This window comes from Solibacillus sp. FSL W8-0474 (genome assembly GCF_038004065.1).
Classification (GTDB): Bacteria; Bacillota; Bacilli; order Bacillales_A; family Planococcaceae; genus Solibacillus; species Solibacillus faecavium.
In genome coordinates, this window is record NZ_JBBOQJ010000001.1 from 3728954 (window position 1) to 3755785 (window position 26832).

The 26832-nt window shown below is 36.2% G+C and carries 27 protein-coding genes; 7 read left to right on the forward strand and 20 right to left on the reverse strand.

Annotated elements, in window-relative coordinates; all coding sequences use genetic code 11:
- Nucleotides 1-13 precede the first annotated feature (13 nt).
- Nucleotides 14-763: a hypothetical protein gene (locus NYE67_RS18885; RefSeq protein WP_339214388.1), complete on the reverse strand. Its 750-nt coding sequence runs from the start codon at nt 761-763 to the stop codon at nt 14-16.
- A 284-nt stretch (nt 764-1047) separates the two neighbouring features.
- Here NYE67_RS18885 and NYE67_RS18890 point away from each other — a divergent pair, with 284 nt between their 5' ends.
- Nucleotides 1048-2238 (forward strand): FtsW/RodA/SpoVE family cell cycle protein, encoded by a 1191-nt coding sequence (locus NYE67_RS18890; RefSeq protein ID WP_340726378.1) that lies wholly within the window; start codon nt 1048-1050, stop codon nt 2236-2238.
- Between the two features lie 89 nt (nt 2239-2327).
- Here NYE67_RS18890 and NYE67_RS18895 read toward each other — a convergent pair whose 3' ends face one another.
- Entirely contained in the window at nt 2328-2465 is a 138-nt protein-coding gene (locus NYE67_RS18895; protein WP_176141992.1) for an Lmo0850 family protein, read from the reverse strand.
- A 387-nt stretch (nt 2466-2852) separates the two neighbouring features.
- On the opposite strand from NYE67_RS18895, the gene NYE67_RS18900 reads away from it, so the two are divergent.
- Both NYE67_RS18900 and cls read left to right on the forward strand, forming a co-directional pair.
- Nucleotides 2853-3653 carry a YwqG family protein gene (locus tag NYE67_RS18900; protein ID WP_340726379.1) on the forward strand — a complete coding sequence of 267 codons (801 nt, stop codon included), beginning with the start codon at nt 2853-2855 and terminating at the stop codon, nt 3651-3653.
- Nucleotides 3654-3798: 145 nt separating this feature from the next.
- Nucleotides 3799-5214, forward strand: a complete 1416-nt coding sequence (cls, locus tag NYE67_RS18905) for a cardiolipin synthase (protein WP_340727293.1) — start codon at nt 3799-3801, stop codon at nt 5212-5214.
- Nucleotides 5215-5251: 37 nt separating this feature from the next.
- Here cls and NYE67_RS18910 read toward each other — a convergent pair whose 3' ends face one another.
- From NYE67_RS18910 to NYE67_RS18920, 3 genes are all read right to left on the reverse strand, one after another.
- Nucleotides 5252-6124, reverse strand: coding sequence for a M15 family metallopeptidase (locus NYE67_RS18910; protein ID WP_340726380.1), 873 nt, complete (start codon nt 6122-6124; stop codon nt 5252-5254).
- Nucleotides 6125-6149: 25 nt separating this feature from the next.
- Nucleotides 6150-6404, reverse strand: a complete 255-nt coding sequence (locus NYE67_RS18915) for a hypothetical protein (protein ID WP_191701360.1) — start codon at nt 6402-6404, stop codon at nt 6150-6152.
- A gap of 282 nt (nt 6405-6686) precedes the next feature.
- A complete protein-coding gene (locus tag NYE67_RS18920) occupies nt 6687-7481 on the reverse strand; it encodes a helix-turn-helix transcriptional regulator (RefSeq protein ID WP_340726381.1) in 795 nt (264 codons plus the stop codon).
- 542 nt (nt 7482-8023) lie between these two features.
- Here NYE67_RS18920 and NYE67_RS18925 point away from each other — a divergent pair.
- Both NYE67_RS18925 and NYE67_RS18930 read left to right on the forward strand, forming a co-directional pair.
- A complete protein-coding gene (locus tag NYE67_RS18925) occupies nt 8024-8674 on the forward strand; it encodes a LytTR family DNA-binding domain-containing protein (protein ID WP_191701362.1) in 651 nt (216 codons plus the stop codon).
- A gap of 341 nt (nt 8675-9015) precedes the next feature.
- The gene (locus NYE67_RS18930) at nt 9016-10536 is read left to right on the forward strand and encodes a succinate CoA transferase (RefSeq protein ID WP_191701363.1); all 1521 of its coding nucleotides are present in this window, start codon (nt 9016-9018) and stop codon (nt 10534-10536) included.
- Nucleotides 10537-10605: 69 nt separating this feature from the next.
- Here the strand turns inward: NYE67_RS18930 and NYE67_RS18935 are convergent, their stop codons facing one another.
- The 12 genes from NYE67_RS18935 to NYE67_RS18990 all read right to left on the reverse strand — a co-directional run bounded on the left by NYE67_RS18935 (nt 10606) and on the right by NYE67_RS18990 (nt 21996).
- The gene (locus tag NYE67_RS18935; RefSeq protein WP_340726382.1) at nt 10606-11007 is read right to left on the reverse strand and encodes a 3-oxoacyl-ACP reductase; all 402 of its coding nucleotides are present in this window, start codon (nt 11005-11007) and stop codon (nt 10606-10608) included.
- A 333-nt stretch (nt 11008-11340) separates the two neighbouring features.
- Nucleotides 11341-11622, reverse strand: a complete 282-nt coding sequence (locus tag NYE67_RS18940) for a GNAT family N-acetyltransferase (RefSeq protein ID WP_340726383.1) — start codon at nt 11620-11622, stop codon at nt 11341-11343.
- A 93-nt stretch (nt 11623-11715) separates the two neighbouring features.
- A complete protein-coding gene (locus NYE67_RS18945; RefSeq protein ID WP_340726384.1) occupies nt 11716-12636 on the reverse strand; it encodes a DUF1002 domain-containing protein in 921 nt (306 codons plus the stop codon).
- Nucleotides 12637-12783: 147 nt separating this feature from the next.
- Nucleotides 12784-13647 (reverse strand): CvfB family protein, encoded by an 864-nt coding sequence (locus NYE67_RS18950; RefSeq protein WP_191701367.1) that lies wholly within the window; start codon nt 13645-13647, stop codon nt 12784-12786.
- A 30-nt stretch (nt 13648-13677) separates the two neighbouring features.
- Nucleotides 13678-14097 carry a transcriptional regulator MntR gene (mntR, locus tag NYE67_RS18955; protein WP_191701368.1) on the reverse strand — a complete coding sequence of 140 codons (420 nt, stop codon included), beginning with the start codon at nt 14095-14097 and terminating at the stop codon, nt 13678-13680.
- 197 nt (nt 14098-14294) lie between these two features.
- The gene (locus tag NYE67_RS18960) at nt 14295-14576 is read right to left on the reverse strand and encodes a late competence development ComFB family protein (RefSeq protein ID WP_191701369.1); all 282 of its coding nucleotides are present in this window, start codon (nt 14574-14576) and stop codon (nt 14295-14297) included.
- Nucleotides 14577-14690: 114 nt separating this feature from the next.
- On the reverse strand, nt 14691-16808 hold the full coding sequence (locus NYE67_RS18965) for a heavy metal translocating P-type ATPase (protein WP_340730784.1): 2118 nt from the start codon (nt 16806-16808) through the stop codon (nt 14691-14693).
- Between the two features lie 5 nt (nt 16809-16813).
- Nucleotides 16814-17155 carry an ArsR/SmtB family transcription factor gene (locus tag NYE67_RS18970; protein WP_340726386.1) on the reverse strand — a complete coding sequence of 114 codons (342 nt, stop codon included), beginning with the start codon at nt 17153-17155 and terminating at the stop codon, nt 16814-16816.
- A 118-nt stretch (nt 17156-17273) separates the two neighbouring features.
- Nucleotides 17274-19682 (reverse strand): penicillin acylase family protein, encoded by a 2409-nt coding sequence (locus NYE67_RS18975; RefSeq protein WP_340730785.1) that lies wholly within the window; start codon nt 19680-19682, stop codon nt 17274-17276.
- A gap of 80 nt (nt 19683-19762) precedes the next feature.
- A complete protein-coding gene (locus NYE67_RS18980; protein ID WP_340730786.1) occupies nt 19763-20521 on the reverse strand; it encodes an exodeoxyribonuclease III in 759 nt (252 codons plus the stop codon).
- A 172-nt stretch (nt 20522-20693) separates the two neighbouring features.
- Nucleotides 20694-21605, reverse strand: coding sequence for a UDP-N-acetylmuramate dehydrogenase (gene murB / locus NYE67_RS18985; RefSeq protein ID WP_340726389.1), 912 nt, complete (start codon nt 21603-21605; stop codon nt 20694-20696).
- Nucleotides 21606-21690: 85 nt separating this feature from the next.
- Nucleotides 21691-21996 carry a winged helix-turn-helix transcriptional regulator gene (locus NYE67_RS18990; RefSeq protein ID WP_340726390.1) on the reverse strand — a complete coding sequence of 102 codons (306 nt, stop codon included), beginning with the start codon at nt 21994-21996 and terminating at the stop codon, nt 21691-21693.
- 178 nt (nt 21997-22174) lie between these two features.
- Here NYE67_RS18990 and NYE67_RS18995 point away from each other — a divergent pair, with 178 nt between their 5' ends.
- Nucleotides 22175-22699, forward strand: coding sequence for a YceI family protein (locus NYE67_RS18995; RefSeq protein ID WP_340726391.1), 525 nt, complete (start codon nt 22175-22177; stop codon nt 22697-22699).
- 50 nt (nt 22700-22749) lie between these two features.
- Here the strand turns inward: NYE67_RS18995 and NYE67_RS19000 are convergent, their stop codons facing one another.
- Complete coding sequence (locus tag NYE67_RS19000; protein WP_340730787.1) at nt 22750-23388, reverse strand: FMN-dependent NADH-azoreductase; 639 nt, start codon at nt 23386-23388, stop codon at nt 22750-22752.
- Between the two features lie 200 nt (nt 23389-23588).
- Nucleotides 23589-24293: a DsbA family oxidoreductase gene (locus tag NYE67_RS19005; protein ID WP_340726393.1), complete on the reverse strand. Its 705-nt coding sequence runs from the start codon at nt 24291-24293 to the stop codon at nt 23589-23591.
- 153 nt (nt 24294-24446) lie between these two features.
- Here NYE67_RS19005 and NYE67_RS19010 point away from each other — a divergent pair, with 153 nt between their 5' ends.
- Nucleotides 24447-25826, forward strand: coding sequence for an FAD-dependent oxidoreductase (locus NYE67_RS19010; protein ID WP_340726394.1), 1380 nt, complete (start codon nt 24447-24449; stop codon nt 25824-25826).
- Nucleotides 25827-25846: 20 nt separating this feature from the next.
- Here the strand turns inward: NYE67_RS19010 and NYE67_RS19015 are convergent, their stop codons facing one another.
- A complete protein-coding gene (locus tag NYE67_RS19015; RefSeq protein ID WP_340726395.1) occupies nt 25847-26773 on the reverse strand; it encodes a manganese-dependent inorganic pyrophosphatase in 927 nt (308 codons plus the stop codon).
- Nucleotides 26774-26832: the final 59 nt, after the last annotated feature.

A 26832-nucleotide genomic window follows, 5' to 3' on the forward strand; every position in this document is an offset into this window, starting at 1 on the left:
TTCGCTGTGAGTGTTAACTAATTTGTATTAATTCATCATAGCCTTGTTTTAATATTTCATCTAAATCATCCCAAACTTCATCGGGATAATCATAGTCACTTAACACTCGAACTTCGATTGCATAATGGGCATTTGGCTTATCTAATTTATATAACGAAAGCAATGCACCCTCTTTTGCAAATGGTCTATATAATCTTAATGTAGAAGGATCAATTGTAGGGGAATTATTTTTGTTTTTTCTTCTCCAAAAACTTCCTCCTCCTTCTTTTTCTCTTATCATTTGATTAAATAAATTCGATATGAGTATTTCAGAATCGCCAATGAAACGATAATATACTTTTGTCATTTTGTCCGCCACAGATGAATAATAAGCGTACCGATTTTGCAACTTGCTGAAAAAAGGTGATGCTAATGGTTCACGCTTATGACTTAAATAGAGAAGCTCTGCCTGTTCCAGCGGCGTCAATGCATTAACATTTTTTTCTGCCGCGAAGTCTACCCAGCATATATCCTGTTTTAAGTCGCTTTCTCTTTTCAAAAAATCCCGCATATCTTCATTAGTAACAAAATCAAATTGTGTATGCATGTTAAAAGAGCCATTGTCGTAGGCATGCCTTAATAGCAAAACATTCTTTACCGGTTCTACTGAAGCCATAAATTCCCTCAGTGTAAGCCCACTATAAATAACAAAATTTTCCACATCGTTCATATGGACATATAAATGATGCATAAAATCTTCAGCAGACTTCAATTTCTTTGCCACTACTTGCACGCCCCTTTAACATGAATAATATGATTATTATATGACTTCTTATTCAAATTTGAAACATTTTCTCATATGTTTCGTCGAACTTTTAAATTGGACTTACTAAAGTAATTTTTTTAAGAATATGATAAAGTTAATAAAGCTTAAAATATTACTATATTTTAAGCACGATACTTTCTTGAATGGTAAAACATTTAACCATTCTCATATTAAATACCTTCAATTTGTTGGTATCTTCTAACCCCTAGATGGGTTAAATTTAATAATTTAAGGTGAAATGAATGGATACAAACAATTATAATTTTAATAAGCGCTTCGACTGGCCGCTTACAATCATACTATTCATATTTTTTGGTGTAAGCTTACTGGCTATCGCTTCTGCGCAAACTTCCGGTCAATACGGGACAAACTTTGTTCCGAGACAAATGCTTAACTATGCAATTTTCGCCTTTATAGTCGCAGTTGTCATGTACTTTGACCCAGATCAATACAAAAAGCTGGCGTGGCCGCTTTATGGTTTTGGACTACTCTTGTTAATTGCAGTTGTAGCCATTCCACCGTCAACAAATATAACAATTTATCGTAATGGTGCACAAAGTTGGTTTAATACACCAATTGGAAGCATTCAACCTGCTGAGTTCATGAAAACATTTTTCATTTTAGCTACTGCTTATTTAATAAGTAAGCATAATGAAAGATATCAAATTAAAACGATCAAATCAGATTTCATGTTACTCGGTAAAATTGGATTAACACTTATTGTGCCTCTTTTCTTAATTATGTTGCAGCCTGATTTAGGTTCGGGGTTAGTATTTTTTGCGATTACCGCGGCACTTGTTATTGTTGCCGGTGTTACCTGGAAAATAATTGTACCTTTATTCGGCGGAGCCGCTGTTATCGGCGGATCTTTATTATGGATGGCACTGTACATGCAGGATTTCCTTGAAAAAACATTTGGATTCCAGCCATATCAATTTGCCCGTATCTATTCTTGGATTGACCCGTACTCATATGCATCTTCAGACGGATATCACTTAATTACCTCACTTAATGCGATAGGTTCAGGTGAGATTTTCGGGAAAGGGTTTATGGCACGTGAAGTATATGTTGCAGAAAACCATACAGACTTTATTTTCGCAGTAATTGGTGAAGAATGGGGCTTTGTTGGTGCGAGTGCTGTTATTTGCTTATACTTTTTGTTAATTTACCATTTAACGAAAACGACGCTATTACTTAAAGATCCATTTTGTACTTATGTATGTGCAGGAATTATTGCCATGATTACGTTCCATGTTTTTGAAAATATCGGGATGACGATACAACTATTACCTATCACAGGGATTCCTTTACCTTTCATTAGTTACGGAGGAAGTTCGATGATGGGGAATGCTCTTGCAATCGGACTCGTATATAGTATGAAGTTTCATTACCGTACGTATATGTTCACTACGAATGATCCCGACGACGAATAAAATGAAAGGACCCATTTTATTATAAAGGGTCCTCTACTACTTAGAGATTCAGGTAGGATGAAGATAACTTTCATCCTACCTGAATTTCTTTAATTTTGTGTTTGTGGAGTTTGCGTTGGTGGTGTTAAAACTTTTAAAAGCTCAAGACGAGATTTCGTAACTGTCGCCGTAACACCTAATTTTGATAAGTTTGTAACAATACGCTTTAAATCAATCTCTTTCGCCATTTGATTACACCTCAAACTTTCCTTTTCTAATATATATAACGATTTTAGGTTTTAAAAGTTTCATTTTTCAAAGGTCAGACCTTCTACTTCTATAGAGTACCATGTAAAAGCTTATTTATACTTTTCAGTTTCATTACAAAAGTTAAATATAGTTAAACTTAACCTTTTCCCATAATAAATAAACCCTTAAAAAAACATTTGCGGGAATTTTACTTGTTTCCTAACAATTTATTTATGTTTTTCATTTACATATTAAAAACAATTCGCATTTAAATTTTAGGCATGTTTAGCAAATTTTACAAGTGGAAATAGTGTTATTATCACGAACAGTTTTGAAGTAATATTGACTATTTCGAATTAAATTACTTCAAAAGGAGGAACATCAAAATGGCACATTTAGATAAAAATATATTTATCCCTAAAGAGTTAATTAATTTTCATACGAGCTTAAGTCATTCTGCTGAACAGGTGGCCATATTAAAGCCTGTAATGGAGCCGGCTTTTCTGCACGAAAGTAAATTTGCAGGTTTGCCTTTCTTAACCCATGAAATGGAGCATCCTAAAGATAGACAAAATCGATATATGCTGTTTTTGGCACAGCTGAACTTCTCGGAAATACAGCTAGGCCATCCATTTCCTGAAAAAGGTATTTTACAATTTTATATTGCTCAACACTGTTATGAAAAAGTAAAGTCACATTCGGAATATTGTCATTTTAAAGTTCAATATATCCCTCATATTGCACACTATAATCAATTTATTCATGACTTTACCTATTTAGAAGACGTAAATTTAAATAATTTTCCAATTCAGCAGGAAATGAAGCTTCTCCCTACTAAACAATTTGAACCTGTATCAGCCATGGACTATCGGCTACATAATTATTTCAAGCCTGAAATGATGAATACGTCTATTACATTAGATGAGCGGTCATTCCAAGATGTTTATCTGGAAAGTTATTTAGCAGCAGAACATAAAATTGGAGGCTACCCGTATTTTATTCATCAGGATTTCCGAAAGGGCTCTATGTATTTGCAGCATTATGACACATTATTGCTGCAGATTGTTTCTAACGATGAACAAAATATAATGTGGGGAGATAGTGGGATTATTAGCTTCTTTATCAACTCAAAAAAATTAGCGCAATGTGATTTCTCGGATATATACTTTCATGTGGAAGAGTATTAAGAAAATTAAGATACACTCGCTTTTATAGAATTGTCGAGTGTTTCTTTTTTTGTTTAGCCTCCGTACGCTATAATGGAGATAAGAAGGAAGGTAGGTGAACTTTTTGAGCTCTCTTATTCAAGGCTATTTTTTATTCCCTATTATAATGGTTTTAAATATTCTTTTTGCAATAACAGTTATCTTTTTAGAGCGTAAAAAACCTTCATCCACTTGGGCATGGTTACTCGTACTTTTTTTCCTCCCGTTTGTTGGATTTTTCCTCTATTTATTATTGGGAAGACAGTTAAGGAAAAAGCACTTATTCCGGTGGGACGGAAGGAAAGATATTGGAATTGAACAACTCATTAATTATCAAATTGAAGCAATTGAGAATAATGAACTGGAGTTGCGTACTGAGCATATAAAAAATTATAGCCATCTTATTTATATGAATTTAAAAACAAATAATGCTGTTTTAACACAGGATAATGATGTGAAAATTTTCGATGATGGTAGTGACAAGTTTGAAGCACTTATTAGTGATATAAACCACGCAAAAAATCATATCCACATTCAATATTATATTTTTAAACTGGATAATTTAGGGCAAAGAATTATAAATGCATTAATAAAAAAGGCTAAGCAAGGTGTGAAAGTACGGGTTCTATTTGATGAAATGGGCTCCCGGGGCATTCGCAAACGTCATTTTAAAGAACTGATTGAAGCAGGAGGAGAAGTAGAAGTATTTTTCCCATCCATCCTTCCTTTAATTAATCCTCGATTAAACTTCCGGAATCATCGTAAAATCGCTGTTATAGATGGTAGAATTGGCTATATAGGTGGGTTTAACGTAGGGGACGAATATTTAAGCCTATCCGATCGATTCGGTTATTGGCGGGATACCCATCTTCGTATTGAAGGTAGTGCTGTTCATCCATTACAGACGCGATTTATATTGGATTGGAATCAGGCGAGTGCCAAAAACGATATTATCTATGCAGAGCGTTATTTCCCTATCATTCCACAAAAGGGAACGGCCGCCCTTCAGATTATTTCAAGCGGACCTGATACAGAATGGGAAGTAATCAAAAATAATTATTTGCATTTAATAGCAAATGCAAAAAAATACGTGTACATACAGTCCCCGTATTTCATTCCAGATGAATCATTTTTTGATGCCATCCGTATTGCAACTCTTACAGGTATTGATGTGCGCATTATGATTCCAAATAAGCCGGACCACATGTTTGTCTACTGGGCCACTTATTCATATGTAGGTCCACTTGTTGAAGCAGGTGCGAAAGTATATCATTATGAAAAAGGCTTTATTCATGCAAAAATGATTGTCGTTGATGATGAGATTGCTTCTGTCGGAACAGCCAATATCGATGTAAGAAGCTTTAGTTTAAACTTTGAAGTGAATGCCCTTATCTATGACCGTTTATTGGCCCATCGTCTTGCAGAAATATTTGAAAGAGACATAATGGATTGCTCCGAGCTTACATTGGAGCTTTATAAAAACCGTTCGAACTACACTAAATTCAGAGAATCGATGTCACGATTGTTATCACCGATTTTATAAAAAATGGGATGCGCTTATGAACAGCACATCCCATTTTTTAATTTATCCCTAAATATTCTTCTAATGTAACTCCTGCTTCATAAACCTTTGTTGCCAAATCTCCTTCTAAATAACGGAAATGCCATGATTCATGCATGAAACCGGTAACCTGCTCCTTACCTTTAGGGTAACGCAATATAAAGCCGTATTTATGGGAATTTTGAGCCAACCATTGCCCCGCTGTTGTTTCACCGAAAGCATTCGTCAACCACAGATCTTCTTTACCCTTCTCGCCAATATCAAAGGCTAAGCCTGTTTGGTGTTCGGAATACCCAGGTCTCGCACTGTATCGATCGGCAGCATCTTTCCCATCTCTTTTCACATAACGATCATATAATGACTTTTGATACTCATAGGAACGGAAGCCACTAAATGCTACTAGCTCCATCCCTTCTCCCTTGGCAGCATCAGCCATTTTTTCAAATGCTGCACGTGCTTTGGAATCCTCGCCTTTATTATATGAGGCCGGTAGAGGTATTTTTTTATTTACTATTAAAACACCTTTTATAAACGTAGGTTCTGTTGCAGGTTTTTGTCCTACAATATAGCCATTTTCTAATATTGTTTCTTCTTTAGTATCTACTGACGGCGTTTTTGGATTTTCCTCAACCGGTTTTTCGTTTTTCGTACCTGGCACAGTTGGAGGTTTTTCCTCCTGTAGTTTTGTATCGGAATTATTCCCTTCCAATGGAGAAGGAGTAGATGGTTTATCTGACTCCGCTGTTTCCTCCTCCATTGGGATGACCGGTTGCTCCGGTGTCTGAGCACTATTATATTTATAATAAACGGAGCCCAGAATCGCGATTAATAAAATGATGGAAATGGAAAAAATCAAAGCGATGGGACTCTTTCTTTTTGCTTTGTAGTTCATTAAAGTTCGCCTTCTTCTTTTATTGTTATCCGCTGACAATGACTAATAATACAACTATCGATAAAACTGCAAACAATGCAGACATATTGCGCATCCATTTTGCTTCTTTTACATGACCTTTTTCTTTAAATGTCCTTGAACGGAAAAAATTTGTGAATGTAAACATAATCGTCATTGATAAAATCGCTGCTTCCATATTTTGTTTTACGATAAAATACAATGCTGATAAACTTGCTCCTGCAACTAATACAAGCGATACTGCTTTTTCATACTTTTTCATCATTATCTCCTTAAACTATGATTGCAAAATTTCCTATTCGATTAAGGCAACCTATTTTTTAACCTCTAGTTAGTATAAAACTAGTTTGAATGAGAATCAATTTTGAAAATCTTAATCAATCGCTTCATTATTAGCAAAATAAAAACTCTACATGTAAAACGATAATCCATGCAGAGTTTTTAAATATTTTTCTTTTTTTTCTGAAACTTCTCGTTAAAAGTTCTTAAATAAAAGTGCATTTTATTTATGTTGATTAGTATTTAATGTTGTAGATTTAAAACATCATACATTTTCATAAACGACTTCTGCCATTTCAAAACGGAAAAACTCATGATGCAACTCATCACGGAAATGCTTCGGTGTCACACCTGTATATTTTTTAAATATTCTTGTGAAGTAACTTTGATTACAAAAGTGGAACTGCTCGGAAATTGATGTAATGCTCTTATTCGTATGACGTAAATAGTATTGAGATTCCTCTACTCGACGGACATTTAAATATTCCACTAATGTTATACCTACATGCTCGCGGAATATTCGTGATAAATGACTCGTACTTATATGGAAGTTTGCTGCAATGCTTTCAACTGTCAAATCATTTTCGAGCTCATCATTTATGTACATAATTACTTTGTTTACTGTCTGATGGCGGAATGTTGGCTGTTTACGATCAGCAATAAAGTATACATAAAATTCTACTAAATCATCTGCAAATTGCAGAAACTCGGCGTCTTTCATTTTGTTTTCAACCATATCCGCACATGCTAAGTTGAAGGCAAATGCTTTTTTAGATGGAACCTGGTTGTCTAATAGCTTACGTGCCACAATTGATGACAAAGTAACAAAATATGAACGGACAACTTTTATCACTTGTTTGCCAAAGCGTGCAGATAGGATGTCTATTATTTCATGTAATGTCTTTTTCGCCTTTGTTGCCTCTAGATGATAAATCTCAAAAATTAATCGAGATTCCAATACAAAAAAATCTTCAATACCTGCATATTGATTAATATTGTCAATCTCCTGAAAATAGCGCTTTGAAATTGTTTCCGAAATCGAATACTGATGTAGTTGCATAAATTACCCCATCTTTCTTCAGAATAGACATTCTGTTTCTAAACTTTTAAAGACAACTTTAATCTGTGATTTTGTCCTTACATTGCAGATAAAGATGCCTACCGCTCCATCCAATCTGCCAAATTTCCTATAATAAATTACAAAATATTATGTAAAGTAATTATTTTTTTGCTGTTTGAGTTCCATTAACTATAATATATTTCGTATATATTTGTGCATTTATTAGTAACTATAGTGAATATTAACATATTCTAACTTTTCCTTTCAACCTAATTTTAACAAATAGTATAGTTCAAAATGATTATGATACTTCCCTTTTTTAGAAATAGTCTCCGTAAATAATTTTATATTCCTAGAAAATCAAACCTTTTTTATATTATTACTGGAATACTTTCCACCAATAAAATCTTCTAACAAAATTCACTTTACTTTTATCCAAAAATTAATTATTTATAAAATAAATCTTCTTAACCTTAATCTCTTTTAATATGTAGCAAAATAGTTCATAATTGTATAAAATGCTTATGAAGAGGTGTTATAAAGTGGAGCCAAAACAAATAGAAGAAATTATGGAAGTCATTAAAGAATTTTTCCCTGAAAATACTTCCATTGCTATTTCAGATACGAATGAGTATATTTACTACCAACCAAGCAAAAAAGTAGATTTAAAAATTAAGCCGGGTGACCCTATTAAAGAAGGATCAGCAGCTTACAAAGCATTAACGTATGGACAGAAGATTAACTCTTACATTGAGTCGGATGTATTCGGGGTTCCTTATTACGGAATGAGCATTCCCCTCATTGAAGAAGGCGAAACAAAAGGTGCCATCACGGCCATTTTCCCTCAAAAGCCCTCACCGTTTTTAACAAATTATATTACAGTGAAAATCGATGATTGCTGGTACCCAATCAAACATAACCAAGTTATCTATTTGGAGACTCAATTACGTAAAACTTTTGTTAAAACAATGCACCGTGAAGGTTACCACCGTTTGAACCTTAGTGACCTGGAATTATTCTTGGCACCAGATTCATTTATTCGATGCCACCGTTCATATATTGTGAACATCGATTATATTGAAGAAATCCAACCGGATTCACATTCTACTTTCTTATTAATTATGAAAGACGGCACACGCATTCCTGTTAGCCAACGCTATGCGAGCTACTTCCGCCGTTCTTTAGGTTTCTAAACGAAACTTTCTAAGCGACTTGTTATAAACAGGTCGCTTTTACCTTTTTACCACTTATTACTTTCTCCTTTTCAACCATTTTTTCATCTAAATTGTAAAAATCTGCTCATTTTTAGTTTCGGTAAAATAATAATAAAACATAATTTATCTACTCTACGCAATAAAGTTCTCGATTAATCGTTTTTTAAGCGCTTTTATGTTATCTGTGAAGTTAATGTGACAATTTGGTGATATTATTAACATAAATGCCGGTTTAGTACCTGGTAAAAAAAACAGAAAATTCTAATATTATTTTCTGATTAATCAAACGATTAAAAAACTTTTTAGGGGAGGATTTTTAAATGGATCCACGAGTTGAGAAACGTTTAGGTTTAAAAGGGTTAGCAGATAAAATCGTAACAGCTGAACAAGCAGCTGCTTTAATTGAAGACGGTACAGTAGTAGGGATGTCCGGATTCACACGTGCAGGGGATGCTAAAGTAGTACCAATGGCTTTAGTTGAGCGCGCTAAAAATGAAAAAATTAAAATTGATGTATATACAGGGGCTTCATTAGGTCCTGAAGTTGATAACCATTTAGCTGCTGCTGGTGTTATTAACAAACGCGGTCCTTTCCAAGGGGATGCGGTAATGCGCGGTATGATTAACAAAGACCAAATTTCTTATGTAGACGCTCACCTATCTCACAATGCTGAGTTAGTGCGCCAAGGAGTTATCGGTCCAATTAAACACTTAATTTTAGAAGCTGTAGCTATTACAGAAGATGGACTTATTATCCCATCAAACTCTGTAGGTAACTCTCCAATTTTTGCTGAGTATGCTGAGAACATTATTATCGAATTAAACATTTCTCATCCAGAAGCATTAATCGGTATTCACGATATTTACGTTCCAGGTGAACAAGGTAAGCGTGATGCTATTCCAATGACAAATGCTGAGCAACGTATTGGTGAAATTGGTATTCGTGTAGACTTAGATAAAATCCAAGCAATCGTTATTTCTGAAGAGCCAGATGCGCCTTCATTAATCGTACCTCCAGATGAAGAAACACAAAATATGGCGAACATTTTATTAGACTTCTTCCGTTCAGAAATCAAAGCGGGTCGTTTAACAAATGAATTAATGCCGTTACAATCTGGTGTAGGTTCAGTAGCAAACGCAGTTTTAGACGGTTTTGCTGATTCAGAATTCGAAAACTTAGTAGTTGCTTCTGAAGTACTACAAGATGCAGTATTCAACTTAATTGATGCTGGTAAAGTACGCTTTGCTGCTGCAACTTCTATTACACTTACTGAAGAATTACAGAAAAAAGTTTACGGCAACTTAGAAAAGTATGCTGATAAAATTTGCTTACGTCCACAAGAAATTTCTAACCACCCAGAGCTTATCCGTCGTTTGGGCTTAATCTCAATCAACACTGCTCTTGAGTTAGATATTTATGGTAACGTAAACTCTACACACGTTTCAGGTACTAAAATGATGAACGGTATCGGCGGTTCTGGTGACTTCGCACGTAACGCTCGTCTTGGTATCTTCGTAACGAAATCATACGCAAAAGGCGGCGCGATTTCTTCAATCGTACCAATGGTTTCTCACGTAGATCACACTGAGCACGATGTAGATGTAATCGTAACAGAACAAGGTATCGCTGACTTACGCGGACTTGCTCCAAAAGAGCGCGTTAAGTTAATCATCGAAAACTGTGCACACCCTGATTTCAAAGAGCAATTATGGGATTACTACAACCGTGCTTTTGAAGCTACAGGCGGTGCGCAAACTCCTCACATTTTAGAGGAAGCTCTTTCTTGGCACGTAAACCTTGCTAAAAACAAAACAATGAAAAAAGAAGTAACTAAAGCTTAATTAACACAATATATAGGGTTTGTCCGAAGTCTTGCGACTATTCGGACAAACCCTTTTTTTATATTTATTTTAAGAACGTTTATCCTGTTCTTCATTGTAATAATCCGTTGTTGTTTGGGCACCTTCTTCAACCATCTGGTTACCTTCTAAAGTATGATCTGCAACATCGCCCGCTGTCATTGCAACCTCTTCCAGCGTTTCTTCTTCATAAGCATCTTTGCCGACAGAGGCAGACTTAGCAATATTTGTATTTAAATCTTTCGTAACCGGAGAGTGAGCAGCATCGTTACCAGTTACTTTTTCTTGTGCTTTCTGCATTAAACCTTGCACGCCACCACTTTCATCTACTTTACCTTTTGCTTTATTTAAATAATCCATTGCTTTATCACGGTTTTCCTTCTTACTTAAGAAAGAAGCTGCTCCAGCTATTAATCCCGCCATTACAACGCCTTTACCTTTTAATTTAGCCATAATATTACCTCCAGTATCATTTGATTTTGATTTCCATTCATATAATCTAATATACCCTGTGAATTTCTTTTAAAACCTTAACTATTTAGGATTAGAAAATCCAAAAAACGGATAATAATAATTAACTAAAGAAAAAAGGGGTGTTGGCTATGATTCAAAAAAAGGAAATTACATATAAAGGAACTGAGATGCTCACTCTTCTTGGCGTCTCTGGAGTCATTACTTTTATAATTTCACTTTTTGTAGGATTTTAATCGATATTAATTTCACTTAAATATGTATAAAGAAAAACACGATTCCCTATCGTAATAGGAATTCGTGTTTTTGTATTTTTTATACTTTTACATCGTCATATGCGTCACTATTATCAAATGAAGATACGACATATGAGCAAAGGGCTTTCATCTTAAAGTTATTTTCTCGGGCATAGTTTGCCGCTTCATCCAAAAGTTTTTTAGCTACACCTTGACCGCGCAATTCATTTGATACATACGTATGATCCATAACCATGACTCCATCGCGTAGCACCCAAGTAATCTCTGCTAGACGTTCTCCGTTCACTTCATATTCAAAAGCTCCATTGTTATTTCCATTGTCTTTGTACGTAAATTCCATTTTTCACCCTCCTTTATTATTCACAATAATATATCATAGTTTGAATTTTCATGAAAAATAAAAGCACCCAATGATGAGTGCTTTTAAATACTACTATTCTTTTTTAAACCAAGTTGATATCGTATCAATTAGATTAGTGAAGAAGTTTTTGACACCTTGCCAGAAACCTTCATCTTCTAAAATACCACCGAAAGTTTCATCAAATTTTGCCGTTAAATCTGAAAGCTGTGAAGATAGTTTACTAAAATCGATATTTAAATTACTAATGCGATCCATTAAATCTACCAATAATTGACGGTCTTTCTCGCTTAAATTAATTTGTAGCTTAGCCAATTGTTCTTCAACAATTTGTTGAACTTCCTCTTTATTAGCCGGCTTGTTTTCAGCAATCGCTTTTTTGATTTGTGTTAATAGCTCTGCTACCTGTTCATCTGTAACACCTGCCGACTCGGCAATTGAAGTGGCAACTGATAATTCGTCATTGGCAACATCTGTACGTTCAATATCCAATGTTTCACCTGTTTTTACTTCATACGCTTTATAAATTCCCACTAACGCAGAGTGACCTGTTACCGGTTTTGGTGCCGCAATTTCCACAATCGCGTCTTCAATACCTGCAGTTAACATTGCATTTGCATACATTTCTGATGTCACTTGTGTAATATTAGTTGGAGTGACAATACTAATTGTCAGTCCTTTCCCTGCATCTTGACGCGTAATTTTAGCAGATGAAAACATACGGGAACTAGGGTTACTGTCTTTTATATATTTGGCTAAATCTTGGCCAGAAATAGTAATTTCATCAACTTCTGTTTCTTGGGAGACACGTAATGCAGTTTTTACAATCTCCTTTTCACTATCGGATAAATTCGATCCATAAACTACGATTGGTACCCCTAGCTTTTCATTGATTGGATTTTTTTGCTCTGTTGCTGCTGCAGACACACTCAATGGTAATACTACCGAGATTAATAGTGCAAACATCGCAACTAATGCAATCCATTTTTGTTTCATTATTAAGTCCCCCTTTTTAAATGTATATTCCCATTTTCACTTAATCTTGTCCTAATTTCATATACATTCTCTATTAATACGTATAAAAAAAGTAAAAGGTTGCAAATTTTAATTCACCTTTTACTTTTCAATGTACTTTACTCTTTTTTAATCTCTGGCGATTTCCGTCCAGCCATCTTTTTGTGTAATTTTACGAGCCTTCATTAATGTACCAAGCGCACGCTTAAATGAACCTTTACTCATATTGAACATTTCCGTAATTTCTTCCGGCGTTGACTTGTCACCGAACGGCATTTTACCACCGACACTTTCTAAATACGCGAAGATTTTTTCTGCATCTTCTCCTAAACGTTCATGTTTTCGAGGTAAAAATGACCCGTTTAGTGATCCATCTTCCTTCACATCAATGATGCGTACCTGTACATCTTGTCCTAAGCGAGGTTCAGCTTTCATTTCTGACTCATGTACGAAAATACGATATGGTTTTTCAACACCTAGCAAAAATGACCCTACTGGTAATAGACGATATGGGCGAGCTGTAATGTTTTTATTGAACAGTTCTGCTTCAGCACCTTCATACATGTCATTTACCTTTTCTTCAGTAACGAGACGTCCGAACAAATCACCATTGCGATCTGTACGCAATGTCATATACAAATGGTCACCTGACTCCGGCCATACTTCGGAAATAGCTGGTAAATCTTCTGCACGGACTAAAACTTCACGAGATGTGCCAATATCACAAAAGGCACCTTCTTTTGTAACTTTTAAAACGCGTGCCCAACCATAATCGGCTTCTGTAATATGTGGAATGGCTGTTGTCGCTTGAAGGTCCCCACGTCGATCCGTATATAGGAAAACTTTTACTAAATCCCCAATCGCTAATGTTTCTATAACATCCGATGCATTTAATGGGATTTCTAAATCGCCATTCGTTAATACATATCGTGATCCTTGTTCCTCTAATACAGTTAATTCCACTACTTGTCCTGATTTAATTAATTGATTCATTCAATACATTCTCCTTTTTCTCGTCAATCATTACATATTATGATTTGATTTCATTTCTTCTAGCTTCCTTGTCATGTCGGGCTCTTCTTCTAAAAGCTGTACTAAATCAGCTATACGGTCAATCGAATTCCAACTTAAATGATGTTCAATACCTTCAACATCTTCATAAATATGTTCTTCATTTACCCCAATTAAACGCAAAAATTGTTCCAGCAATTCATGACGCTGAACAAGTCGCTTTCCTAATTTTTGCCCTTTTGGCGTCAATGTTAAGCCTCTATATTTCTCATACAGTAAATATCCATCTTTATCTAATTTCTGCACCATTTTTGTAACGGAGGAAGGTAGAACAGATAAAGCTTCTGCGATATCGGACACACGAGCATACCCTTTATTTTCGATCAATAAATAAATTTGTTCAATGTGGTCCTCCATGCTAGGTGTTGGCATAACTGTTCCCTCTCTTTCAATTGCTCTTTTAAGTTTACTACAATTTCATGCAAAAAGTTAACTGAAAACAGTGAACGTTAAAAAAGGGATATTCAAATTAGTTTGTCCCTAATTGAATACCCTTTTATTTCAAATCTATGTTAAAGCTTGCCATACAGCTACATGATTTATACATATGAATAATTATCCCCAAGGAATTATGAATGACTTGGATATTGTTTAACAAGATGAAGTGCACGGATAATTTGCTTGTTAATTTCCTCAATGCTTTCTGGTGTGTTCATTTGGTTGAATGCTGCATCTCTTGATTCTTCTGAAGCGACATATCGAGCAGGTAAAGAATTCAATGCTATAGCAGCGACATCCATTTCACACTGTTTACAGTGACAAAATGTCTGGTATTGAACGCCATGCAGCAAAAAACTTACAAGCCCCATTACTATCTCTTCTGTAACATTTACTAATTTTATATTGGACATTTTTATATTTCGACCTTTCGCCTCATTTCATTAATATTCACTTAATAATATAACTTTCGTTAAAATAACTCAAGAACTCCGTCGTTTGATACCTATTTATAGTGTTTGTCTAGTCTACTTTACTTTCAGTAATCGCAATGCATTTAAAATGACTAGCAATGTTGCACCCATATCGGCAAAAATTGCAATCCATAAAGTTAACCATCCCGGTATAATCAATAAAAGCGCAATAAGCTTCAACCCAAGTGCAAAAGCAATGTTCTGTTTAATTATTTTCATTGCCTTTTTACTCAACTTCATCGTATAAGGTAGCTTTGTAAGGTCATCCGCCATAAAAACAATTTGAGCTGTTTCAAGCGCTGCGTCTGTTCCTGCTCCCCCCATCGCAATACCGATGTTAGCTGACGCTAAAGCAGGAGCGTCATTTACCCCATCTCCAACCATTGCGACTGAGTGATATTGCTGTTGCAAGTCTTTCATAGCCTGTAACTTGGACTGCGGTAAAAGATTTGCCCTTACGTCATTGATATGAAGCTGCTCTGCAATTTTTTTTGCAGTTAAAGATTCATCGCCTGTCAACATTACAGTGTGCTGGATGTCATTTTCGTGAAGCGCTGCAATCACTTCTTTACTTTCCGGTCGAAGCTGATCAGCTATAGATAGTATCCCTAAAACACACTCCTCATTTGCGGCTACGATTACCGAATGACCGCTCGATGCATGCTGTTGAACTCTTTGTAATAAGGACTCAGGAATAGTTACAATCGATTGAATCCATTTTACACTTCCTACATAAATTACTTCACCATTCACTGATGCATAAGCACCTTTTCCTGTTACTGACTGAAAATCTACAGCATTTGGAATAAGTATCTTTTTATCAAATGCTTTTGCTAAAACCGCTCGAGCTAAAGGATGCTGTGACATCTTCTCAACAGCGGCAATTTTTGCGAGTAATATATCCGCATTATCAGTATTCCCTTCTATTTCAATTGCCACTACTTCCGGTTGCCCTTTTGTTAAAGTTCCCGTTTTATCGAACGCAACTGCTTTAATGCGGGCTAATTCCTCTAAATAAACCCCACCTTTAATTAATACGCCGTTGCGAGCTGCATTACCAATTGCTGTAACGATTGCAACTGGTGTGGAAATCACAAGCGCACAAGGACATCCTACAACCAAGACTGCCAAACCTTGATAGACCCAATGTAGCCAATTCCCCGTTATAATGCTTGGCACAATCGCTACTAATAAAGCGACAACTATAATTGCTGGCGTATAATATTTTGCAAAGCGGTCAACAAACTTTTGTGATGGCGCTTTTTCAGCCTGTGCTTCTTCAACTAAATGAATAATCTTAGCAATTGTTGTATCCTCTACCCGCTTTGTCACTTTAACCTCTAAAGCACCAGCTTCATTTAATGTTCCTGCAAACACCGGATCCCCCATTTGTTTTGCAACGGGGAGTGGTTCGCCTGTAATGGCTGCTTGATTGACGGTTGAAATACCAGTAATGACGACACCATCCATGGCAATTTTCTGTCCCGGTCTAACAATTAAAATATCACCAACTTGAATCATCTCAGTCGGGACTACCTTTTCATCATTGTGACCATCCTGCACTCGCTTAATAGTGGCTGTATCAGGTGCCAAATCGATTAGCTGGGAAATGGATTGACGAGCTTTATTCATCGAATACGCTTCCAAAGCTTCACTTACCGCAAATAAAAAAATGACAATTGCAGCCTCTTGCCATTCACCTATGATGGCAGCTCCGATTATCGCAATTGTTATTAATGTTTTCATATCAAATTCCAAATGGATTAAATTCTTTATCCCTGTTATGAAAGTAGTGTAGCCACCCACAACAATTGCGACCGCATAAAGGCTATTTACGATTATATGCCCTTCATGAAGAACGAAACTGCAAATGACTCCTATTAATACAAACAGCAATGCAAATGCTGCAAGTTTATTTTCTTTACGTTTATAAAATGGGATCGCTTCAGCCATTAATCGCTCATTCGCCCGGGAAACTTTAATACCATCAAAAGCCCCAGCAGCTTCTAGTTGATCAAGTGTCGCTGTGCCGGTTACCGTTAACTTTGCTGCACCGAAATTTAAAAGTACGTCTTCAACTGTATCAATTTCCCTTACATTTCGTTCGAATTTTGCAGCACAGTTTGCACAAGATAAATTTTCCAAGCGATATTGTTCTGTTTTTTGCCCCATGTGATTCACTCCTTTGAATGTTCATAAGCAATCATGACAATTTGATGCACATGGTCATCTGCTAACGAATAGTAAACTAATTTTCCTTCACGTGTCGACTTTGCCAAACCATGTTCTCTTAAATAACGTAAGTGGTGGGATGCCGTTGCCATACTCGTACCGATGATTGCTGCTACATCACAAACACATAACCGTTCTTCAATTGTCAGCGCAAATGTAATTTTCAAACGTGTTTCATCTGCAAGCGCCTTTAAAAATTTCGCTACCTTTGAAAGTTCGGGCATTTGCTCTCTTACAGCTTCCACTGCCTGTTCATTCACTTTTGTTATATCACAAGTATCCTTCAATTTTACACCTCATTCAAATATCCGTTTGAATGTATTATAGCTTATGTACTTTTTACATTCAAATGATTGTTTGAATGTAAAAAACCTCCCTTTATCTAAAAGGAAGGTTTTTCATTCTTTATTCGGCTTTCAATATTAACTCGTATTTCGTGTTAATAGTGCCATCGATATTAGTTTTATGGTAACGACCGTATACCCAATTCGATGTTTGATTGTCATACCATTTTGACTTCATATGTCCACTTTGACCCGGACCGACAATATGATGTGCTGTAGACAAATTATTCAAATCAGCCACAAAGCGCCAAGATGCACCATGCTTTACATTTCCGTTTCCATCTTCTGAAGCAGCTTGAACTGTTACACTTGAACCGCCTACCGCTAATCTTTCAGGGTTAACGTAATCTGCTAAAAAGTCAGACGCACTTGCTAATGGATGGTTGAAAGTTAACTTATTGTAACTTCCCCATTTCCATTTTGATACCGCTGTCCCAAATTTACCTTGAATTTTCGTTACAGCATCTTCAAACGCAGTATAAACGAATTGATCTAAACCGCCCTCTTCAGTAATCCAAACACCTGGATTGCCGGCATATGCATCACGAAGCATTTGGTCGGTAATTTGGGATTTCCCTGGCATTAATTTGAAGACATCCTCCGGCATGGCATCTTTGAATAAGGCATTTTCCATATTTTCAATTAGGAAATGATACACAAGCGGTGCACCCTGATCTTTATCATCATAATACTCCCACTCTTCTAACAATGTAATAACCCTGTTATATTTGCCTTCTGTATCCTGCGCTTTAATCGTTTCTAGTAGACTCGGTAAAAACTCTACGGCATGCAAGTTTTTCTTATCCATTTGCATACCTTTCATTTCCGCAGCCGTCAGCTTTAATAATTCTCCCTCGTCGTTATAAACAGGCGTTTCGATCATTTCCACAATTCGTTCATAACGATATGGCTGTGCCCAAAGGTTGGAAATATGGTATGGATATTCTTCACCAACTATTTGATTGTTAGCTGTTGCAATATAACCTTCTTCCGGGTTAATGACAGTCGGTAACTCATCAAATGGGATATAGCTTTCCCAACCATATTCAGAAGAATTCCCCGGTACTGGTAATGCACCTGTACCTTGTTTACGTATCGGTACTAGACCATTTGCTTTATAGGCAATCGTTCCGTCTGTTGAAGCAAACACAAAGTTTTGTGCGGGTGCTTTGAAGTCTTCTAACGCAACTTCAAACTCTTCCCAATTTGATGCTTTATTGAAGCCTAATACTGCTTTTAATTCCTGTGTAGATTGAAGCGCAGTCCACTGCATTGAAAACTGCTCTTTAACTTCTGTTTCTTTTAGCATTATATTTGAAACAATTGGACCGTGACGTGTTTCCACCACTTCGAAGTCAATCGTTTTACCGTCTTTTACTTTAATAGGTTCTTCTCGAACAGTTGCATCTTCCCATTTACCATCATATTCAAATTGATATGGGTTCTCCGGGTTTGGCTTTTCAATATATAAATCTTGGACATCAGGGTTTACATTTGTAACTCCCCAGGCAATCTGTTCGTTATGTCCTAAAATAATACCTGGAATCCCTGCAAATATAACACCGCTCACATTTTGTTCAGGGGACTTCAAGTGCATTTGATACCATACAGATGGTGTACTTAAACCTAAATGCGGGTCATCCGCAAGTAGCGGTTTCCCTGATTTCGTAAACTTCCCGCCAATTACCCAGTTGTTACTTCCGTTAAATTCATTAGGTAAATAATCTGTTGTAAAGGCAGTTGTAATATCTGTCTCTATATTTAAATTTGCCTCAATAATTGATTTTGCATTTTCCGGGTATTCTACAAATAATTCTTTAGCTTGCTCTTCTGTATAATTTTGTAATGCCCATGAACGGAATGCTTGTTGATTCCAGTTTCCACCCAGGTCATATGCCATATATTTTCCGATCACTAATGAATCGATTGGTGTCCAAGCTTCTGGTGTATAACCAAGCAGCTTAAATTCATAGGAAAGCTTGCTGCTTCCTTTTACTTCATCAATAAAGGCATTTACACCTTCTGCATACCATTCTAAAATTTGTTTAGATTCCGCATCATAACCATCCCATGAATTCTCCGCTGCATGACGCAAGCTGAATGTACGGAAAAATTTATCGGTATTAACTGCAGACGCACCTACCACTTCTGCTAAAGTACCGCTTGCCTGACGACGAGCTAAATCCATTTGGAACAATCGATCCTGCGCTTGGACATAGCCTTGGGCGCGATAAAGGTCGGCATCTGACTTCGCCACAATATGCGGAACCCCTACACCATCTCTTGTAACTTCCACATCTTCATCTAAAATCGTAACAATATTCTCACCTTCAATTAAAGGCTTCGAATTAGATACGTATAAATGCAACCCAGCAACTGCTGAACCGCCAAGAACAATCAAAATCCCAATTGTCCAAATGACAATGTTAACAATTTTGCGCCCTTTTGCCTTTGTAGCCTGTTGTGCCATTAGATCCACCTCTTTATCTTGTTTTTTGCAAAGTGCGATTTGTTCTTTACAAAAAATAGTTTTCTATAATTCTCTTTATCTTACACTGTTTTTAATTTTAATACGATAGGGCAATGATCGCTACCTAAAACTTGTGAATGTATGGACGCTTCTTCAATTTGTTCAACGAGACGGTTCGAAACAATAAAGTAATCAATTCGCCATCCAATATTTCGCTCACGCACTTTTGCCATATAGCTCCACCACGTATAATGGTCCGTTTCATTCGGGTGGAAATGGCGGAATGTATCTGTAAATCCACTATTAAGTAAGTCGGTCATTTTTCCACGTTCTTCATATGTAAATCCGGAATTGCCAATATTGGATTTAACGTTTTTTATATCAAGCTCGCCGTGTGCAACATTTAAATCCCCACAATAAATGACGGGCTTTTTTGAATCAAGTTCCCTTAAATAATCCGCCATACGGTCTTCCCAAAGGAGGCGTTCTATTAAACGCGTTAAATCCCGTTTTGCGTTCGGTGTATACGTATTTACTAAATAAAAATTCTCGTATTCTAATGTAATAATGCGTCCCTCATCAGGTGCAATTTCATTTTCAATACCGTAAAATACCGCTAATGGTTTATGTTTCGTAAATACCGCTGTACCTGCATATCCTTTTTTTACTGCTGAATGCCAATACTGATAATACCCTTTGAGTTCAAGGTCAATTTGTCCTTCCTGGCATTTAGTTTCTTGAAGACAGAAAAAGTCAGCTTCCATTTCATGAAAATAATCTAAAAAGCCTTTATTTACACATGCACGTATACCATTGACATTCCATGAAATAAATTTCATCTTTGAGCTCCTTCTATGTTATATTCTGATTTATAATAGCTACAAATTCAGCCAATATATTAGTAAGGTGGAGGTCTTAGTTAAATCAAGCTCACCACCTTATCACTTTCTTATCGACAAAAAGATAACCCGTGCCAAATGAGCACGAGTTGAGTCTTTTTATCTCCTAAGATTAATCTTCACCGACGATTTTTACTTCCATCTCTAAGTCGATATCAAACTTTTCCTTCACAGCACGCTGTACCATTTGAATTGTTTCAATATAATCTTTAGCTGTTGCATTGTTCTTATTTACGATAAATCCGGCATGCTTCGTAGAGACTTCGGCACCACCAACGCCTTTCCCCTGCAATTCGCTGTCTTGAATAAGTTTACCTGCAAAATAACCTGGGGGACGTTTAAATACACTGCCAGCAGAAGGGTATTCGAGTGGTTGCTTTGATTCGCGTTGGTATGTTAAATCAGCAATTTTCTCATCGATTTGCTTTTGATCGCCCTGTTCTAATTGGAACGTAGCTGACAGAACGAAATAGCCCTTTTTAGCAATAATGCTTTTACGGTAAGAAAGTTCAAGTTGCTCGTTGTTCAGCTCTAGAAGCTCTCCTTCCGGTGTTAGTACTTTACAAGATGTGACGATGTCTTTAACCTCACCACCGTAAGCGCCGGCATTCATTGCCATTGCTCCACCGATTGAACCTGGAATACCGCATGCAAACTCAAAACCGGTTAAGCATTGAGCTGCAACTTGTTTTGATACTTCTTTAATTAATGCACCACTTTGTGCATAAACCGTTTCGCCTTCAATGCGTATTTTGTCCAGTAAAGCAAAATGCAGGACGATTCCACGGACACCGCCATCACGTACAACCATATTGGAGCCATTCCCCAGCATGAGTAGCGGTACATTATTTTCATATGCATACTTAACGACAGCTGCTGCTTGCTCTTCTGTTTCAGGCAGCACGAGAATATCCGCCTTACCACCAAGTTTTGTCATCGTATATTTTTTTAACGTTTCATTTGTTTTTATATTATTTGAAGGTATCCATTGTAATAAATCATTTTCCCATTGTTGAATTGTCATAAAAGCCATTTTCCTTTCCTCAAAAGCTGACATACCTTTTTAGTATCTGTTTTTGACGCGCTTTTTACAAGTAAAACAACATGATTTATAACCAACTTTTCGCCCACTTTTCAATTTCTCTAACCGTCTGTTCAAGTGATTTTCCTTTTTCTGTTAAATTATATTCCACACGGATCGGTACTTCCGAAAATACTTTTCGTTCAACAATGCCCTCTTTTTCAAGTTCCTTTAAGCGTTCTGACAATAATCGTCCACTTATCGGCAATGCCGATTCAATCGCGTTAAAGCGTTGTGGACCCTCCAGTAGTTGATAAATAATTAAAGCAGTCCACCGTTTCCCTACAAGCTCCATAGCCTTGGACAAACGTGGACATAATGCTGATTCCTTCATTTCTTCACCTCAAATTTATTGCTTAAAATAAACTTTATTTAACTCCTTAATATTATATTACCACTTTTTATAGATTACGAAAAGTAAGTAGCTTACTTAGAACTTAATTCATGTTGTAAAAAAATATCTTCTATTTTATGATGGAATTAAAACATTGTAATATATTGGAGGTGAAACTATGACGACTTATTCAGTAGATTTTTTTCATTCATCAATTAACTTTTCCATTAAACACATGATGATTACAAAGGTACATGGTACATTCGATTCTTTTGCTGCACACATAGAGGCAAGTAAAATAGAAGATTTTAATGATTCATACATACGTTTTGAGATAGATGTAGCGAGTATAAATACTCGGGACAGTTCAAGGGATCATCATTTAATTTCTGCAGATTTCTTTAATGCGGACCGTTACCCTAAGATTACATTTATAAGTAAAGAAATCACAAGAGACCCACATCAAATTAAATTACATGGAGACTTAACTATTAAAGACGTTACACGACCTGTTACTTTCGAAGTAACATACAATGGTTGTGTTAAAAATCCATGGGACATCGATACATACGGCTATACATGCCAAACCGAAATTAATAGAAGCGATTTCAATTTAACATACAATGACTCACTTGAATCGGGCGGACTTTTAATCTCTGAACAAGTACAAATATCTGTGGAAATACAATTAAATAAAAACTGAAAAAGAGGCGCTCACCAAATGATGGGCGCCCCTTTTTCAATATAAAATAATTATGCTGTTACTTTTACTAAGTTTTTAGCTGTAGCTTTTACTTTCTCTAAACCTTCAGCAATAATTTGTTCAGCACCAGCTGGATTAGAATTATGACCTTCGATAATTACTTCATCAATTTTCTCCATACCGTATACGCCACCAATAACCGCATTAATGTATGTTGCAGCCATTTCTAGTGGTGCAGTTTCTGGTGTAGAGTAAATACCACCACGTGCACTTAATACGATATATTTTTTGTCAGTCATTAAACTTACTAATTGACCTTGTTCATTATATTTAAATGAATATCCAGCACCGTATGTGTAATCGATGAATGATTGTAATGCAGCTGGAATTGTTAAGTTCCATAATGGGAATGCAAATACAACTACATCTGCAGCTGTTAATGCTTCACGTGATTTATTGAATGCAGCTAAAGACCCTGCTTCAATTGCTGATAATTCTTCGCCTGCTTGTGCTTTACCGAATGCATTGAATAGTTCCTGACCAAAATACGGCATATTTTCTTCAAATACATCAAAAGTTGTTACGTTGACACCTTGTACATTAGCTACTTCAGCCATGAACGTTTCATACATTTTTGTTGATACACCATCTGGTCGGTTATTTGCTTTTACTACTAATACGTTTGTCATTTATCTATATCTCCCTACTAATTAGTATATTTATTTTCTGAATTTTTATCCTATTTTTAGATATCTCAAATTCGAGGTACTTTACTATAATAAAATAACTTCCAAAGAAAATCAACATAAATGCCCTCATACTTTCGACCGAAAATTCATGGCATCATTTATTTAGGGAGTCTTAGACTTGTTACTTACGGTAGGAATAATTAAATTTCGCAGGAACCATCGGTACATGCTGCACCATTATTGCCCTGCATTTTTAAAGGTTTTCGTAAGCCCAATTCTTGTGCTGCCTTTTCGATACTTTGTTCAAATACTTCTTGTGGCTGTGCACCTGAAATACCATACTTATTATCGATAACAAAGAATGGTACACCACGTACACCTAAGTTTTGGGCAACAGCGATGTCTTGCTCTACCTCTTTTATATAATCATCGGTTTCAATTACTTGTTTAGCCTTTTCTATCGGTAAATTCACTTCATTTACTAATTCTAGGAGGACATCAGTTTGACCAATTGCCTTCCCTTCCAAAAAGTACGCTTTCAAAACTCGCTCTGTGAAATCTTTCCCTTTGCCCTCTGTTTCAGCCCATTTTGCCAAACGATGGGCTTTTACAGTGTTGGCACTTTTCATTTCGTCAAAATTGTAATCTAATCCAACTTCTTTTGCCCGAGTTTTAACATTAGCTGTCATTTTCTTTACTTCATCCAAAGAAATTTGATATTTACGTTGCAGCTCTTCATAAACTGAGCTGTTCGTATCCACTGGTGTAGTAGGATCCAATAAATAGCTTTTATACTCAACTTCAATACTATCTCCATATCCCAATTCTTCCAATGCGATTTCGAGTTGTTTTTTGCCGATATAGCAAAATGGACAAACATAATCAGACCACACTTCTATTTTCATGTTAATCACTCTCCTTGTCTTGTATTGTAACGAGCTACGATTAAAAAGTACAATTATTCAGATCCTATGCATACGTATAGAATTTTCGATATTCACTCTAGTTGAATAAAAAATTAAAAAATATCCTAAGCTAAAAATAAAAAAGGTGATATTTTGAAACAATCGCTATGGCTCCCAACGGATTCAGGTTTTTCCTCTCCGTCCATTCAACAACCTATTAAATGTGACATCTGTATTATTGGAGGTGGGATTAGCGGGGTGTATACCGCTTATTTACTTGCTAAAGAAGGATTTCAAGTTGTACTGATTGAAGCACTTCCACAATTTGCAAATGGAACTACTGCCTATTCTACAGGTAAATTAACTGTGCAGCATAATCTCATTTATTCGAAATTGACACCAGAAGATGGGAAAATCTATTATCAAGCAAATAAATTTGCAATTGAAAAAGGCATTTCTGAAAATAATAGTGGATTTACAAGGGCTACTTCCTATTTATACACTTCCACTTCCAAAGGAAAAGAACAGCTATTAAATGAAGCTGAGCTTTATAAAAAAATCGGCATTCCATTTGAAGCAACGAATGAAACTGAACTTAATCTTCCTGTAGAGTTGGCCATTGGTATAAAGAATGAAGGACAAATCAATCCCGTACAATTCACAAATTCTTATGTTCACTTAGCAAGAAAATACGGGGCACAACTTTATTTAAATACCCGTGTTACAAATATTGAACTCCGTAATAATCAGATTCGTACGAGCAATGGCTACACGGTTCAGTATAATAAACTAATTTTATGTACTCATTACCCAATCGAATCAATTCGCCAACTTTATTCGATTAAACTACAAATAAAACGTTCATATTTAACTGCTACAAAATCTTCGCAACTGTTAGAGGGGCAATATTTAAGCATTGATGATCAAAGTCGTACAATCCGAAGTGCACTTATCGATAACCAACCTTACTTCATTTACGGTGGACAGTCCCATTTAGCAGGGTCCACTGGTGATACTGATCGTTTTTACGAAACATTGCAGCATGAATTAACTACGGATTTTGAACTACCTTCATACGAATATGCATGGAGTGCGCAAGATATTATGACAGCTGATCAAGTCCCTTATATCGGACAACTTTCTCCAGATGATGATAGCCTTTATGTGGCAACGGGCTTTAATAAATGGGGATTATCTTCTTCACTTGTTGCAGGGAATCTTCTTACGGATCTTATAAAAAATGTACCAAATGATGCAGCAAATCTGTTCTCTCCACATCGGTCAAGTTTTGGTAAGAACCTTTATTTCATGCTTCAGACAGGTGGGGTTATTGGCAAGGAGTTAATTGGAGGATATATAAAACGGCCTAAAGCACCGCGCTGTACCCATTTAGGTTGTAAAACAAGATGGAATGAAGCAGACCAAACGTATGATTGTCCATGTCACGGGTCACGATATAATGCAGAAGGACAAGTAATAGAAGGTCCAGCCGTTTATCCTCTAGATATAAAAAAATCCGGTCACTCCAATTAAATGGAGTACCGGATTTTTTATTATTTTAAGCCTTCAGTTAATACTGGAACAATTTGCTTCTTACGTGATACAACACCAGGTAAATTAATGCGGCCATTGACGATTGCTGTTCCAAATGCTTTCGCTGCATTTTCCGCAACTTGTCCGGCAGCTACCGCGGTTGAGTCGTTATTTAAAATATCCGTTACGACGAAGAAGAATAAATCTAAACCATTTTCTGCTATATTTTTGTTCAATAAGTTTACAAGCTCTTCCTGACGCCCAAGTACATCTTCAATATCAACAGCGTTTACTTGTGCAACAGTTGCTTTATATTCCCCGAATTCAAAGCCTTTTGCATCAAGTGATAATAATTCTTCCAATGATTTATCAGAAAGGTCGGCGCCCGCTTTTAGCATCGCTAAACCATATTCTGCCGAATCAACATTTGCAATCGCTGCTAATTCAGCACCCGCTTTAACATCTTGCTCTGTGCATGTAGGCGATTTGAATAGTAACGTATCCGAGATGATAGCAGAAAGCATTAGGCCTGCAATATTTGCCGGTATTTCAACATTATTTTCTTTAAATAATTTATTTAAGATTGTTGCTGTACATCCTACAGGTTCAGCACGGAAGTATAACGGATCTGATGTTTGGAAATTAGCAATACGGTGATGGTCAATTACTTCTGTAATTTTTACTTCCTCTATACCATCTGCCGATTGTTGAAATTCGTTATGATCGACCAAAATTACTTGGCTTGCTTCCTCTTTAACATTTCCGATTAGGCGAGGTGCTTCAAATCCGAACTTCTCCAATGCAAATTTAGTTTCGTTATTTAATTCTCCAAGACGGACCGCCTCTGCATCGACACCTAACTGTTGCTTTAAGTATGCATAAACAATCGCCGAAGTAATTGTATCTGTATCAGGGTTTTTATGTCCAAAAACTAATGTTTTACTCATAATTGAGCCTCCTATATAAAATACTGTTCGCCCTTCATTTTAACATAATGGTATGAAAG

What these genes read in the sequence shown, in the direction of transcription:
- NYE67_RS18965 (WP_340730784.1), bottom strand. Translation starts at nt 16,808, where the DNA reads ATGGGGCAAAAAACAGAACAATATCGCTTGGAAAATTTATCTTGTGCA.
- NYE67_RS19000 (WP_340730787.1), bottom strand. Translation starts at nt 23,388, where the DNA reads ATGACAAACGTATTAGTAGTAAAAGCAAATAACCGACCAGATGGTGTA.
- NYE67_RS19015 (WP_340726395.1), bottom strand. Translation starts at nt 26,773, where the DNA reads ATGAGTAAAACATTAGTTTTTGGACATAAAAACCCTGATACAGATACA.
- NYE67_RS18915 (WP_191701360.1), bottom strand. Translation starts at nt 6,404, where the DNA reads ATGAAAAAGTATGAAAAAGCAGTATCGCTTGTATTAGTTGCAGGAGCA.
- NYE67_RS18975 (WP_340730785.1), bottom strand. Translation starts at nt 19,682, where the DNA reads ATGGCACAACAGGCTACAAAGGCAAAAGGGCGCAAAATTGTTAACATT.
- NYE67_RS18890 (WP_340726378.1), top strand. Translation starts at nt 1,048, where the DNA reads ATGGATACAAACAATTATAATTTTAATAAGCGCTTCGACTGGCCGCTT.
- NYE67_RS18895 (WP_176141992.1), bottom strand. Translation starts at nt 2,465, where the DNA reads ATGGCGAAAGAGATTGATTTAAAGCGTATTGTTACAAACTTATCAAAA.
- NYE67_RS18900 (WP_340726379.1), top strand. Translation starts at nt 2,853, where the DNA reads ATGGCACATTTAGATAAAAATATATTTATCCCTAAAGAGTTAATTAAT.
- NYE67_RS18940 (WP_340726383.1), bottom strand. Translation starts at nt 11,622, where the DNA reads ATGGAATTTACGTACAAAGACAATGGAAATAACAATGGAGCTTTTGAA.
- NYE67_RS18910 (WP_340726380.1), bottom strand. Translation starts at nt 6,124, where the DNA reads ATGAACTACAAAGCAAAAAGAAAGAGTCCCATCGCTTTGATTTTTTCC.
- NYE67_RS18980 (WP_340730786.1), bottom strand. Translation starts at nt 20,521, where the DNA reads ATGAAATTTATTTCATGGAATGTCAATGGTATACGTGCATGTGTAAAT.
- NYE67_RS18990 (WP_340726390.1), bottom strand. Translation starts at nt 21,996, where the DNA reads ATGAAGGAATCAGCATTATGTCCACGTTTGTCCAAGGCTATGGAGCTT.
- NYE67_RS18930 (WP_191701363.1), top strand. Translation starts at nt 9,016, where the DNA reads ATGGATCCACGAGTTGAGAAACGTTTAGGTTTAAAAGGGTTAGCAGAT.
- NYE67_RS18995 (WP_340726391.1), top strand. Translation starts at nt 22,175, where the DNA reads ATGACGACTTATTCAGTAGATTTTTTTCATTCATCAATTAACTTTTCC.
- murB (WP_340726389.1), bottom strand. Translation starts at nt 21,605, where the DNA reads ATGACAATTCAACAATGGGAAAATGATTTATTACAATGGATACCTTCA.
- NYE67_RS18960 (WP_191701369.1), bottom strand. Translation starts at nt 14,576, where the DNA reads ATGTCCAATATAAAATTAGTAAATGTTACAGAAGAGATAGTAATGGGG.
- NYE67_RS19005 (WP_340726393.1), bottom strand. Translation starts at nt 24,293, where the DNA reads ATGAAAATAGAAGTGTGGTCTGATTATGTTTGTCCATTTTGCTATATC.
- NYE67_RS18935 (WP_340726382.1), bottom strand. Translation starts at nt 11,007, where the DNA reads ATGGCTAAATTAAAAGGTAAAGGCGTTGTAATGGCGGGATTAATAGCT.
- NYE67_RS18950 (WP_191701367.1), bottom strand. Translation starts at nt 13,647, where the DNA reads ATGAATCAATTAATTAAATCAGGACAAGTAGTGGAATTAACTGTATTA.
- mntR (WP_191701368.1), bottom strand. Translation starts at nt 14,097, where the DNA reads ATGCCAACACCTAGCATGGAGGACCACATTGAACAAATTTATTTATTG.
- cls (WP_340727293.1), top strand. Translation starts at nt 3,799, where the DNA reads ATGGTTTTAAATATTCTTTTTGCAATAACAGTTATCTTTTTAGAGCGT.
- NYE67_RS18945 (WP_340726384.1), bottom strand. Translation starts at nt 12,636, where the DNA reads ATGAAACAAAAATGGATTGCATTAGTTGCGATGTTTGCACTATTAATC.
- NYE67_RS18920 (WP_340726381.1), bottom strand. Translation starts at nt 7,481, where the DNA reads ATGCAACTACATCAGTATTCGATTTCGGAAACAATTTCAAAGCGCTAT.